11 protein-coding genes are annotated in these 12,516 nt (G+C 67.7%); 7 read left to right on the top strand and 4 right to left on the bottom strand.

All coding sequences use genetic code 11. The features are described from left to right. Positions 1 to 98: 98 nt before the first annotated feature. From GAA2_RS13255 to GAA2_RS13245, 3 genes are read right to left on the bottom strand one after another with little or no spacing between them, the layout of a single operon-like run. The gene (locus tag GAA2_RS13255; RefSeq protein ID WP_024498539.1) at positions 99 to 656 is read right to left on the bottom strand and encodes a GNAT family N-acetyltransferase; all 558 of its coding nucleotides are present in this window, start codon (positions 654 to 656) and stop codon (positions 99 to 101) included. After that, a complete protein-coding gene (locus GAA2_RS13250) occupies positions 653 to 1,495 on the bottom strand; it encodes a sulfurtransferase (RefSeq protein WP_024498540.1) in 843 nt (280 codons plus the stop codon). The genes GAA2_RS13255 and GAA2_RS13250 overlap by 4 nt, the downstream gene beginning before the upstream one ends. A 37-nt stretch (positions 1,496 to 1,532) precedes the next feature. Further along, on the bottom strand, positions 1,533 to 3,509 hold the full coding sequence (locus GAA2_RS13245; RefSeq protein WP_024498541.1) for a flavin-containing monooxygenase: 1,977 nt from the start codon (positions 3,507 to 3,509) through the stop codon (positions 1,533 to 1,535). Positions 3,510 to 3,645: 136 nt separating this feature from the next. Between GAA2_RS13245 and GAA2_RS13240 the strand changes: the two genes are divergently transcribed. The 7 genes from GAA2_RS13240 (at position 3,646) to GAA2_RS13210 (ending at position 10,731) form a co-directional block, all read left to right on the top strand. Continuing rightward, positions 3,646 to 4,284: a nitroreductase family protein gene (locus tag GAA2_RS13240; RefSeq protein ID WP_006436524.1), complete on the top strand. Its 639-nt coding sequence runs from the start codon at positions 3,646 to 3,648 to the stop codon at positions 4,282 to 4,284. A gap of 11 nt (positions 4,285 to 4,295) precedes the next feature. Then, complete coding sequence (locus GAA2_RS13235; RefSeq protein WP_191835006.1) at positions 4,296 to 5,888, top strand: class I adenylate-forming enzyme family protein; 1,593 nt, start codon at positions 4,296 to 4,298, stop codon at positions 5,886 to 5,888. Further along, positions 5,869 to 6,516: a TetR/AcrR family transcriptional regulator gene (locus GAA2_RS13230; protein ID WP_024498543.1), complete on the top strand. Its 648-nt coding sequence runs from the start codon at positions 5,869 to 5,871 to the stop codon at positions 6,514 to 6,516. The genes GAA2_RS13235 and GAA2_RS13230 overlap by 20 nt, the downstream gene beginning before the upstream one ends. Continuing rightward, a complete protein-coding gene (locus tag GAA2_RS13225) occupies positions 6,513 to 7,622 on the top strand; it encodes a CaiB/BaiF CoA transferase family protein (protein ID WP_024498544.1) in 1,110 nt (369 codons plus the stop codon). Before GAA2_RS13230 ends, GAA2_RS13225 begins: the two co-directional genes overlap by 4 nt. Then, positions 7,619 to 9,226 carry an AMP-binding protein gene (locus GAA2_RS13220; RefSeq protein ID WP_024498545.1) on the top strand — a complete coding sequence of 536 codons (1,608 nt, stop codon included), beginning with the start codon at positions 7,619 to 7,621 and terminating at the stop codon, positions 9,224 to 9,226. Before GAA2_RS13225 ends, GAA2_RS13220 begins: the two co-directional genes overlap by 4 nt. A 101-nt stretch (positions 9,227 to 9,327) precedes the next feature. Further along, positions 9,328 to 10,569, top strand: a complete 1,242-nt coding sequence (locus tag GAA2_RS13215) for a cytochrome P450 (protein ID WP_024498546.1) — start codon at positions 9,328 to 9,330, stop codon at positions 10,567 to 10,569. Continuing rightward, complete coding sequence (locus tag GAA2_RS13210; protein ID WP_152528514.1) at positions 10,570 to 10,731, top strand: DUF1059 domain-containing protein; 162 nt, start codon at positions 10,570 to 10,572, stop codon at positions 10,729 to 10,731. Positions 10,732 to 10,866: 135 nt separating this feature from the next. Here GAA2_RS13210 and GAA2_RS13205 read toward each other — a convergent pair whose 3' ends face one another. Beyond that, positions 10,867 to 12,510: an ABC transporter permease gene (locus GAA2_RS13205; RefSeq protein ID WP_024498547.1), complete on the bottom strand. Its 1,644-nt coding sequence runs from the start codon at positions 12,508 to 12,510 to the stop codon at positions 10,867 to 10,869. Between the last annotated feature and the right edge of the window lie 6 nt (positions 12,511 to 12,516).

Here is a 12,516-nt window from a genome sequence, read left to right as displayed (position 1 = left end):
GGAGTGAGTCGACTGACATAGTGTCGTCGGACCAGCTGTGCTGGGTCGATTTCAGGGGCCGCATCACGGGGGCAGATTTCAGCGCCGGCGATTAGCCGCTACAGCTTCTGGGTGAACACGTAGTCGTGTTCCACGCTGCCGCCGAGGTCGAAGGTCCGCACCCCGGCACGGCTGAAACCCGTCTTGGTGTAGAACTTCTGGGCCCGTTCGTTGAGCTGGTTCACACCGAGCCAGACCACTGCGCTACCGCGATCGCGGGCGCGGTCGAGTGCTGCGTTCATCAGCCCACGTGACGGGCTGAGGCCGGGACGCGAATGGTGGTCGGGGAGTACGTACATCTTCGACACCTCGGTCGCCGGCCGATCGGGAACGACCGCCGCGACAACGGGATCCGACGGATCGCCGTGCAGCACCAGCGCGTAGCCCAGGATCGCTCCGTCCTCTCCGTCCCGGGCGACGAGCACGTCGGCGTCCGGGTCGGTGATGTAGCCGCGGAAGTTCTTCTCGCCGAGGTTGGTCGCGATGAACTCGGCGATGTCCTCGGCGGCGGCGTGTGGCGGGCAGGCCAGCGGGAAGGTCGCACCGGCCACCTCGGCGACCGCCGCCGCCCGGTCGGGATCGGTGACGAGTTCGACGGTCACCGCGGGGGACGTCATGGCCGGGAGTCGGCCGATGCCAGGGGGCGTGCCGGATCGGCGGTCCAGGCGTTCATCGATCCGTCGTACACCGCGACGTCGTTCCGTCCGAGTGCCCGCAAAGCGAAAGCCGCTGCGGTGGCGGCGATCCCGCCGCCGCAGTAAGTGACCGGACGCACCGTGGGGTCGAGGGCGCCGACCTCGGTGAACAGACCGCGCAGCTCGTCGAGCGGCCTGAGGGCGCCGGATTCGTCGACGAGTTCGCCGAACGGGACATTGACGCTGCTCGGGATGTGACCGCCGGAGAACGATTCCCGGTCGAGCGCGTTGACCAACAGAACCGACGAATCCGCGGTGGCCGCGGCGACCTCGTCGGTCGACGCGATGCGTTCCGGCCGGCGTCGTGCGGTGAAAGTTGCTGCCGGATGGGTTGATTCGCCTGTTTCGGTGGGGAGTCCGGCCTTCGCCCAGGCGTCGAATCCGCCGTCGAGGACCACGACGTCGTCGAATCCTTCGAGACCGAACTGCCACCACAGTCGGGTCGCCCAGATGCCGTTGACGGTGTCGTAGACGACGACCGTCGAGTCGTCACCGATGCCGGCCTCGCCGACGGCCGCGGCGAACTTCTCCGACGACGCCGCCGCGAACGGGGCCTCGCCGTCCGGATCGGACAGCCCGGCGATCTGGTCGACGAACACCGCACCGGGCAGGTGTCCCTGCAGGTACGAATCGCGGCCGGAGGCGACGTGCGCACCGTCGGCGTCGAAGCTGAGATGAACCGTCGCGTCGACGATGCGCAGACGTCCCTCGCCGAGACGGGCATGCAGTTCATCCGGGGTGATCAGCGGTACGGAGGTCATGGCTGACACCGTAGTCCTGCCACTCCGCGGCGCGCCGTCAGGGATCGAGCGGCTCGTCCGGGATGGTTTCGGCGCTGATCGGTTCCGCATGGAAGTCGGCGAGATCGACGTGGCGGGTCCTGGCCCAGTAGTCGACGATCCGCCACGGGAGTACCGCCACGACACGACCCTCGGGGTTGCGGTACCAGTTGGTCATCGCCGGGTGCGTCCACACCATCTGCGCGTGCGCGCGGTCGACGGCGTCGTTGTACTCGTCGGTGACGTCGCGGCGCACCTCGAGTGCGCCGAGTCGGTTCTCGATCATGGCGCGGATGGCGTCGCAGACGTAGCGCACCTGGTACTCGAGGATGCTGATGAAGCTTCCGCCGTGTCCGAGTGCGGTGTTGGGGCCGGTCAGGATGAACAGGTTGGGGAAGTCGGGTGCGGTGATGCCGAGGTAGGCGTACGCGTCGTGATCGCCCCAGGCCTCGACCGTCGTCTTGCCGCTGCGACCGACGACGTCCATCGGGTACAGGTAGCGGTCGCTGTGGAAACCGGTCGCGAACACGATGATGTCGAAGTCGTGCGCCCGGCCGGTGCTGTCGACGAGACCGGTGGCGGTGACGGAGTCCACGCCGTGGCCCACCAGCTCGACGTTCGGCTGCCGCAACATGCGGAACCAGCCGTTGTCCAACAGCATCCGCTTGCCGAAGGGCGGGTAGTCGGGTGTCGACAGCTCGATCAGGTCGTCGCGGTCGCCCAGTTCGGCGCGCATGTAGCGCAGGTAGAACTCGCGGTGACCGTGATTCACGGCGTTGATCGATGCGGTGGGCTCGGGCCATTCGGGATCGACGTGCAGGGTGGAGTGGACCTTGTCGTTGAAGATCCAGGACAGCCGGGCGCGATACCACTCGCGGTAGCCGGGCAGGTTGTTCATCAGCCAGTGCACGCCGTCGCCGACGGGGGCGAAGTAGTCGTCGTTGGGGGCGATCCACTGCGGGGACCGCTGGAAGATCGTCAGCGACCCGACCTTGCCGGCGATGGCGGGACCGATCTGCATCGCCGAGGCGCCGGAGCCGACGATGGCGACGCGTTTGCCGGCCAGGGCGCCGGGCTCGTCGAGTTCCGTGGGCCAGTCGGCGGAGTGGAACATGCGGCCGGCGAAGGAGTCCATGCCGCTCAGCTGGGGGAGCTTGGGGCGATTGAGGATTCCGACGGCACTGATGAGAATCCGCGAGGTGAGGGTGCTCTGACTCCCGTCCCGGTCCCGGACCCGGACGATCCACTGCTGGGCGGCGGAATCATAGGTGGCGGAGAGGACCTCGGTGCCGAACCGGACGCGGTCGCGCACCGCGTGGCGGTCGGCGAAGGCCTGCAGGTAGCCCTGGACCTCGTCGCGTTTGCCGAAGTGGGTCGACCAGTCGTGGTCGAAGGACGAGATCGAGTACAGGTAGCTCGGGGTGTCCACACCGGCGCCGGGGTAGTGGTTCTCGTACCAGGAACCGCCGACGTCGTCGTTCTTCTCGAGAACGGTGTGCTCGATGCCGGCCTCCGCGAGCTGGGTGGAGATCAGCATCCCGGCCACGCCCGCGCCGATGACGAGGGCGGTCATCGTCGTGCCGAGGTCCGCGGGCAGCGTCGACAGGTGGCTGCCGCGGAGGTCGCCCCGCACGATCTCACTCATCATGGGGCCGAATTCCGGCGCCACCGGCTCGCCGGCGGTGAAGGACATCAAGGCGGCGACCAGTTCCTCGTCGGCCGGTTCGCGTGCGGGTGAACCCTGCTCGTACCAGTTCTCCAGGGCCTCGACGACGGCGTCGTGGATCTCGGCCTGCACCTCCTCGGGCAGCCCGCCCGTGGAGTTGTCGTCCATGCCGCGACTGCGCGTCGGACGGTATCGGTCACTCAGCCACCGGCGATCGCCGGTCATCTCCACCAACACGGCCAGCAGTGTCGGGATGTTGCCCGCGGCGACGGCCGAACGGATCTCCGAGGTGGTGGGGCGCGTCTCCGGACGGAGGGAAACTGATGTCATAGATGCAACTAACCACTGTTAGTCCCGTCCCGTCAACACCGGTGATCTCCCATCAATCGGCGCTTGACGCCTCCGATCCGGTATGGAACTGTGTGCTCAGTCATACTAACAACGGTTAGTGATCACGGAGGTTGACATGGAACTCAGCGAGGCAATGCGCACGACGGGCACCTGCCGCTACTTCAGCGACAAGCCGGTCGAGGACGAGGTGTTCTACCAGGCGTTCGACGACGCGCGCTTCGGCCCGCAGGGCGGCAACCGCCAGCCCGTCCGCTGGGTCGTGGTCCGCGACGACGCCACCAAGAAGGCCCTCGCCGACCTCTACCTGCCGTTCTGGGAGCCGTACTACAACTCGATCCTCGAGGGATCGAAGAAGGTCGGCGCCGTCCCCAAGACCATCGAGAGCGCGAACTACTTCGCACACCACCTCGCCGAGGTGCCCGCGCTCGTCGTGGTGTGCGCCGAGATGGAGGGACTGCACCCCACCGATCACGAGCTCGGCCGGCTCAGTGTCGTCGGCGGTGCGTCGATCTACCCGAGTGTGCAGAACCTGACACTCGCGCTCCGCCAGCAGGGCGTCGCCACCGCACTCACGACCCTGCTCTGTGCGGCCGAGAACGACGTCAAGGAACTGCTCGGCATCCCGGACGACTACATCACCGCCGCGCACATCGCCGTCGGCTACCCGCGAGACGGCTTCCCGCGCAAGCTCACCCGCAGCCCGGTCGAGGACATCGCCTACCTCGACCGCTTCGACAACCGGATGTTCGCGTGAGTGCCCCCGTCATGGCCTCGGACCGCACCTTGACCGAGATCCAGACCTCGCCGCTGGGTCGCGCGACCATCGGTGACCAGCTGCGCAGGCTGTCACGTTCGCAGGGTGGCAAGCCCGCGATCATCGCGTACGACGCCGACGGCGGCCGCACGTCGACCAGCTATCGCGAGCTCAACGGGATGGCCAACCGGGTCGCGCACGTCCTCGCCGACCTCGGTGTCCGACGCGGCGACCGCGTCGCGGTGATGAGCCGCAACCGCGTCGAGTCCGTAGCCACCTACTACGGCACGCTGAAGCTCGGGGCGGCGTACTCCGGGGTCAGCCCGATGTTCCGCGAGAAGGAGATCGCCCAGCAGCTGGGTCATCTGGAGCCCGCGGTGCTCGTTGTCGAGCGCGACCTGGCCTCGCTCGCCGGGCCGATCGCCGACAGCCTCGGGATCTCGGTCCTCGTCGTCGGGGAGTCGGCGTCGAACTCGTGGAACTCCTTCGACGACCTCGTCGGGCGGGCCGAGGACGCCGAGCCCGACGCCGACGTCGACGAACACGATCTGGCCATGATCGTCTACACCAGCGGTACCGAGTCGACGCCGAAGGGCGTGGAGATCGCGCACCGCAACTACCTGATCTCCACGGCCCCGGCGTACACGTGGGGACTGCGCTGCCAGAACGACGACGTCTGGCTGTACGTCATGCCTTTCCACACGATCGCCGGGATCGGCTCGCTCACGTCCCTGACCCTGCTGGGCGCCACGCTCGTGCTGCCGGCCGCGGTCGACCCGGCGACGTCCCTGCGGATGATCCGCGACGAGAAGATCTCGGTGCTCGCCCAGACCCCGACCTTCTTCATCGCCTTGGCCAACCACCCCGACTTTGGGCCCGACACCGTCGGCACGGTCCGCCGCTGTCTCACCTACGGCGGCCAGGTGTCGCCGCATGCGGTCGACGCATGGGCCTCCGCCACCCCGGAATCGGTGTGGGGAACGTACTGGGGCCAGTCCGAACTCACCCAGTTGGGGTCGGTCGGGTGGTTCAAGCGGCTCGAGGACGTGCCCGGTGCGGACCCGACCTGGATCGGCCGGCCGGTCGGCCATCTCGAGGTGCGTGTCGTCGACGCCGACGGCAATGATGCCGAGGAAGGCGAACTGCTCTGCCGCACACCGTCGGTCATGCTCGGGTACTTCAAGGACCCGGAGAAGACGGCGCAGGTCCTCGAGGGCGGCTGGGTCCACACCGGCGACATCGTGCGCATCGACGACGAGGGCAACATGTTCTTCCGCGACCGGCGCAAGGACATGATCAAGACCGGCGGATACAACGTCGCCTCCCAGGAGGTCGAGCGTGTGCTGCAGGCGCATCCCGACGTGGAACGGGCCGCGGTCGTGGGTCTGCCCGACCCGTACTGGTCCGAGGCGGTCACCGGTTTCGTCGTGCTCCGCGCGGGTACCTCGGTGTCCGCGGAGGACATTCGCGAGCACTGCCGATCCGAACTGGCATCGTACAAGGTGCCCAAGGCGGTGTATCTCGTCGACGAACTGCCGACCGACGCCCAGGGCAAGTTGCTCAAGCGCGAGTTGAGGAGAGCCTATGGAACCCCTCAGGGCTGACGACCCCACTGCGGTCGCTGCCGAGGTCGTCCCGGGTCGGGTGGCGGAGGAGCGTCCACGCACCCGCCGGGACGAGATCGCGGAGGCCGCGGCGCGCTACTTCGCCGAACACGGGTACGCCAACGCGGGGATGCGTGACATCGCCGAGGCCGTGGGCATGCGAGGTGCGAGTCTCTACAACCACTTCCACTCCAAAGAGGAGATCCTCTACGCGATCGCGCTGCGGATGACCGAGGATCCGCAGGCGGACCTGCTCCTGCTCGACGGTGAGGGCGGACCGGTTCAGCGGCTCACCGGCCTGGTCGAGGCCCACGTCCGGCGCCTCGCGCGCCACCGGGTGGAACACCTTGTGGCGCTGCGGGAACTGTCGGCGCTGACGCCCGAACACCGCCGGATCGTCACCGACTACCGCAAGTACTACCAGCGGCGCATCCGGGACGTGATCGAGGCCGGCGCCCGCATGGGCGTGTTCGAGGTGCGCGACGCCCATCAGTCCGCCATCGCGGTGCTCGACCTGATGAACGGCATCAGCTGGTGGCTGCGCGACGACCACGACGTCGACCAGTTGGTCGGCGACTACGTCGATTTCACGATCCGCGGGATCCTCCACCATCAGGCGGATTCGTGAGCGGTCCGCTCGCCGGTGTGCGCGTCGTAGAGATGCCGGGACTGGGTCCGACGCCGCACGCGGCGATGATGCTCGCCGACCTCGGCGCCGACGTCATCCGGATTCGACGCCCCGGCCCCGAGGCGCCCGGCCCGGACGGCATCGTCGAGGCGGACGCCGGCCTGTACCGGTCCCGCCGCAGTGTCGAGGCCGACCTCAAGGACCCCGCCGACCTGGCTCGCATCCGCGAGATGATCGTGCGCGCGGACATCCTCGTCGAGGGTTTCCGGCCGGGCGTCATGGAACGGCTCGGACTCGGACCCGAGATCTGCGACGACGCACCGCAACTCGTCTATGCCCGGATGACCGGGTGGGGACAGGACGGTGACCGCGCTATGTTCGCCGGTCACGACATCAACTACCTCGCCGTGACGGGTGTGCTCGAGGCGATGGGTCCGGCCGGATCACCGCCCGTGCCGCCACTGTCGCTGGCCGGCGACTTCGGCGGAGGATCGATGCTCCTCGTGGTCGGAGTGCTGGCCGCGCTGCACGACCGGTCGCGCACCGGGCGCGGGCAGGTCGTCGACGCCGCGATGGTCGACGGGGCCGGTCTGCTCGCACAACTGCAGTGGTCGTGGAAGGCGGCCGGCCGCTGGGTGTCCCGGTCGGAGGGCAACCTCCTCGACGGCTCCGCTCCCTTCTACGCGACGTACGAGTGCGCGGACGGCAGGTTCGTCGCCGTCGGGGCACTCGAGGAGAAGTTCTGGCGCAACCTGATCGGCACCCTCGGCCTCGGTGACCTACCCGACCGCTGGGATCGCACACACTGGCCGGTCATCTCCGCCGCGCTCGCCGCCCGGTTCGCCACGCGCAGCCGCGATCAGTGGGCCGATGAGTTCGCCGGTGTCGACGCGTGCCTGACGCCCGTGCTCGACTTCGACGAGGCGGCCGCCGATCCCGTTGCGCGGCAACGCGGTAGCTACGTCATCGTCGACGACGCCGTCCAGCCCGCACCCGCACCACGGTTCTCCCGAACTGTCCTGCCCGCACCGTCAGAGTCCTCGACCGCGGACCTGACGCAGATTCTCGATCATTGGTCGACCGATTCACCTGTGGAGGTGTCGTGAGTTTCGCCAGCCCGTTCCCCGACGTCGAGATCCCCGAGGTCAGCGTCCACGAGTTCCTGTTCGGCTCCATCGCCGACGACGAGCTCGAGCGCACCGCGCTGGTGGACCCGAAATCCGGTGCGGTGACGTCGTATGGGGAACTCATCACCCAGATCGACGCGGTTGCCGGCTGGCTGGCGTCGCGGGGGATCGGTGTCGGCGACGTGGTGGGCATCCTGTCGCCGAACATTCCGGCGTTTGCGACGGTGTTCCACGGCATCCTGCGCGCCGGTGGCACGGCGACGACGATCAACGCGCTGTTCACCGCACCTGAGATCGCCAAGCAACTCCGGGATTCCGGCGCCGCGATGCTGGTCACGATCTCGCCGATGGCAGCGCAGGCAAAGGCCGCCGTCGCCGAGGTCGGATTGGACGACACGAGCCTCGTCGTCCTCGACGGAGACGGACAGGAGATCTCGGGACATCCGAACGCCGCCCACGTGCTCGGCGCCGGACTACCCGCGCCCCAGGTGACCTTCGATCCGGCCACCCACGTGGCGGTCCTGCCCTACAGTTCCGGGACCACCGGCAATCCGAAGGGTGTCGCACTCTCGCACCGGAATCTGGTCGCTAACGTCGCGCAACTGAAGCCGTTGCAGGGCATGACCGCCGACGACGTGGTGATCGCGGTCCTGCCGTTCTTCCACATCTACGGCATGACCGTGTTGCTGAACGCGGCGCTGTTCAACCGTGCCTCGCTCGTCGTGATGCCGAAGTTCGACCTGGTGGAGTTCCTGGAGAACATCCAGAACCACAAGGTGACGATGGCCTACATCGCGCCGCCGGTCGCGGTGGCGCTGGCCAAGCATCCGATCGTGGACGACTACGATCTGTCGTCGTTGCACACGATGATGTCGGGTGCGGCCCCGCTCGATGACGAGCTGGGTCAGGCGGTCGCCAAGCGTCTGGACCTGCACATGCTGCAGGGCTACGGCATGAGCGAGCTGTCCCCGGTGTCCCACATCATCCCGTTCGATGCGAAAGCGATTCTCGGCCTCGAGGATCCACCCCTGTCGTCGACAGGCTGGCCGGTTCCGAACTCGGAGAACAAGATCGTCGACCCGGCCACCGGCGACGAAGTCCCGATGCCGACCGAGGGCCTGTCGGAGCCGGGTGAGTTGTGGGTGCAGGGGCCGAACGTGATGCTCGGCTATCTCAACAACGAGCAGGCCACCGCCGACACCATCGACGCCGACGGCTTTCTCCACACCGGCGATCTCGCGCAGGTCGACCCGACCGGTTGCGTGTACATCGTCGACCGCCTCAAGGAGCTCATCAAGTACAAGGGCTACCAGGTGCCCCCGGCCGAGTTGGAGGCGCTGCTCCTGACCCACGAGAAGATCGCTGACTCGGCGGTGATCGGCGTCATCGATGCGGAGTCGGGGGAGGAGATCCCCAAGGCGTTTGTGGTGCGGCAGCCGGATGCGCAGCTCACCGCTGATGAGGTGATGGGGTTCGTGGCGTCGAAGGTGGCTCCGCACAAGAAGGTTCGTGCGGTGGAGTTCATCGAGGCGATCCCGAAGTCGGCGTCGGGCAAGATCCTGCGCAAGGACCTGCGCACCTAGACGCGGAAAACGCTAGTCACAAACTAAATATGTCTCAATTGATTGACAGGCGACCAAATCTTTGTGATGGTGACCACACCCTGATCGATTGGAGACATACTGTGGCAGCCACCATTCCGACAACCGACCTGGAGCTGACGACGGCGGAGGGCGGGATCGCTCCGTACCCGGCAATCCTGGGTATCGCCGAACTGGGACCGGTCGTCTACCACGAGCCCAGCAGCTCGTATGTGGTCACCACCTACTACGACTGCGCCCGGGTGCTGGGTGACGCGAGGTCCTTCCGGCAGCCCGCGGTGATGTACGAGACCCTGTTCGGTGCTCCGACGATGACGAGCGTGGAAGGCAAGCGGCACAAGGAGCTTCGGAGTATCTGGTCGTCGGCTTTCACCCGTGCCGAAGTGCGGTCCCGATGCGAGGGAATGGTCGAGGAGGCCGTCCGTAGGCGCGTCGACGACGTGTGTCGCCGGGTCGCTGCCGGCGAACAGGTGGAGGTCGTCAGGAATCTGACCCGCCAGATCCCTTCCGACGTCATCGCCGAGATGACGGGTGTGCCGCGCGAGGACAAGAGCGACTTCATCCGTTGGAGCGATCAGTTGGTGGCGATTTTCGAGTCGGAGGCAGCGACGGGGGAGCGCAAGGCCGAGCTCCAGATGCACGGTGCGCAAGGGGTTGCCTCGCTCAACGACTATGTGGCGGGCCGTCTCCGGTCCGGAGCGCACGACGACGCCCCGGACCTGATCGGGGACATGGTGCGGAGCGACGTGTCCATGTCCGTCGAGGAGATGGTGGCGTCGGTGTCGCTTCTGGTCTTCGGCGGCAATGACACGAGCTCGAACCTGATGGCGACGACGCTGTGGGCATTGGGCCGGCATCCGGAGCAGTGGGAACTGCTCAAACAGGATCGATCACTCGTCCCCCACGCGATCGAGGAGGTCAACCGCTGGTGGAGTGTCGGTCAGACAAACTGGCGGGTCGCCGACGAGGGTGCGGAGGTCGCCGGCGTGTCGATTCCGGCGGGCTCGACAGTGCTGTGCCTGGTGGGTGCGGCCAACCGGGACCCGAGCCGCTGGGATGACCCGCACAAGTTCGACATCACGAGAGAGTACTTGCGGAATCTCGGCTTCGGCTCCGGGTCTCACATGTGTCTCGGCAAGTCGCTGGCACAACTCGAGATCGAGACGTGGCTCAACAACATGCTCGACGGTCTGCCCCGGTGGCGGGTTGCGCGTGCCGACTGGAACGCGCCCTTCGGCACTCCACTCGGCCCGGCGGCGTTGGTCATCGAGGCCGACCCGGTGGCCGATGGCGCGGTGATGTCTGCGGCGACGGGCGCGGTGTGAATGAACACCGTCCTGTGTCCGGCATGCGGGGCGATCGTGGAGAGTGACGACGAGGGCGACCTCATCGCGCGCGTCCGGGAGCACACCGAGACCGCGCATGACTACGTCATCCCGTCGGAACATGTCCTGCTCGCCATGAACCGGGACGACGAGTTCCACTGACTCCGACGGCAACAGGTATCCCGGGATCGCCAAGATTCTCGGTGGCTACCCGGCACCCACGTGTCGGTCGACACGTGGGAACGCTGGGTCGTCGACAGGGACTTGGGGGCTACAGCTAGCGAGACCGGGGTGCGTCTAACCCACGTCGCGCTTGCTGAATCCGGCGACGCCGAGGGCCACGGCGACGGCTGCCAGTGCGGTGACGCCGAGAACTCCGCCCGCCGTCACGGTGTCGAGGGGAGCCTGCGGCAGATGATGGAACGGCGACGCCACGCGTGTCCACTCGGGTAGCTGGAAGGACTCGGCCAGTATCTCGGCGACGAGGCAGTACGCGAAGTACGTCCAGGCGAGGATCGCGGCGGCCCGGGGCAGGCAACCGACGCCGGCCACGGCGACCGTGACGATCAGCCAGACGGCCGGGACGTACACCGCGGCCGCGGCGAGCAGGCGTGGGATCTGGCCGAGATCACCGATGGTGAGGCCATAGGCCAACCCTTCGCCGACCGCGCCGGCAGCCAGGACGACGGTGCTGCCCGCGAGTGCCATCGCGATATGGCCGGCGAGCCAGGCGATCCGGTTGGTGTTCGCCGCGATGATCGGCTCCGCCCGTCCGGCGGTCTCCTCTCGGCGCGCCCGCAGGGCACTGTTCACCCCGTATCCCGCCGACAGCAGGGCGGCGATCGTGAGCGTGAGCGCGAGGTAGGCGTCGACGGCGTCCGCGGCGCCGCCGGGCAGGAACTCCGCGATCTGCGGGTTGTCCGCGATGAAGTCGGTGATCGCGTCGCCGAACGATCCGTATGCGGCCGACAGGACGAACACGCCGGCCACCCAGGCGGCGATGGATCCGCGGTGCAGACGCCACGCCATCCCTGTCGTCGTCTGCGACAGTCGCGATGCCTCCGCACGCCCGGCGCGGTTGCCGAAGATCCCGGCGCCGAAATCGCGGTGTTCGGAGACGGCCACTGCGGCTGCGAGGGTGAGCAACGACGCGACCAGTGGCAGGAGGAGGGGCCACCATCGGTCGGTGGTGTAGGGAAGCGTGCGCTGGCCCCAACCGATCGGCGAGAGCCACGACGCCGCTCCGTTGCCGACATCACCGATTGCCCGCAGCACATACGCCAGCCCGAGCATGGCCGTGATCGATCCGTACACACTGCGGGGGTTCTCGAAGATCTGCGCGGCCAGCGCCGTGAGCGTCGCGAAGGTGAGACCCACACCTGCCAGTGCCGCTCCGAAGAGCACCGACCCGCCGAGCGGGAGCCCGGTGGCCGCGGCGGTGACTGCGACGGCGACCCCGGCGGCTAGGTTCGCGAGGGCGGCGAGGGCCAGTGCGGTGGCGACCGGTGCATCGCGGCCCACACGCGTCGACCGGAGGAGTTCGGCGCGGCCGTTCTCCTCGTCGGTGCGTGTGTGGCGACCGACGAGAAACATCGACATGAGTCCGAGAACGATTGCGGCATAGCCGGATATCTCGAACACGACCTCGCCGCCGATGCTGGCGAGCAGTTCTTTGGGTCCGGCGAGTGCGACGACTGCAGGACTTCCGCCGAGGGTCTCGCGCAGGGCGGCCAGTTTGGCGGGGGTGTCGTAGAGGTTCTGGCTGCCGACGGCTTGGAAGCCCACCAGGGCTGCGGTTCCGCCGATCCACGCGAGGAGGGCGGCTCGTTCGCGTCGCAGGTAGAACCGGAGCAGGGTGCCGAGACCGGTGGCGTCCGCCTTCCGCCCCGCGCTGCCCACCGATCGCCGCTCGGCGACCTGCGTCATCTCGATCTCCGCCATCCGGTC

The sequence above is a fragment of the Gordonia ajococcus genome (assembly GCF_012974285.1).
Lineage (GTDB): Bacteria > Actinomycetota > Actinomycetes > Mycobacteriales > Mycobacteriaceae > Gordonia > Gordonia amicalis.
This window is presented reverse-complemented; position numbering and strand designations above follow the sequence as displayed.

Coding starts and splice junctions, on each gene's coding strand:
- GAA2_RS13255 (WP_024498539.1), bottom strand. CDS start 656: ATGACGTCCCCCGCGGTGACCGTCGAACTCGTCACCGATCCCGACCGG.
- GAA2_RS13250 (WP_024498540.1), bottom strand. CDS start 1,495: ATGACCTCCGTACCGCTGATCACCCCGGATGAACTGCATGCCCGTCTC.
- GAA2_RS13245 (WP_024498541.1), bottom strand. CDS start 3,509: ATGACATCAGTTTCCCTCCGTCCGGAGACGCGCCCCACCACCTCGGAG.
- GAA2_RS13240 (WP_006436524.1), top strand. CDS start 3,646: ATGGAACTCAGCGAGGCAATGCGCACGACGGGCACCTGCCGCTACTTC.
- GAA2_RS13235 (WP_191835006.1), top strand. CDS start 4,296: ATGGCCTCGGACCGCACCTTGACCGAGATCCAGACCTCGCCGCTGGGT.
- GAA2_RS13230 (WP_024498543.1), top strand. CDS start 5,869: ATGGAACCCCTCAGGGCTGACGACCCCACTGCGGTCGCTGCCGAGGTC.
- GAA2_RS13210 (WP_152528514.1), top strand. CDS start 10,570: ATGAACACCGTCCTGTGTCCGGCATGCGGGGCGATCGTGGAGAGTGAC.
- GAA2_RS13205 (WP_024498547.1), bottom strand. CDS start 12,510: ATGGCGGAGATCGAGATGACGCAGGTCGCCGAGCGGCGATCGGTGGGC.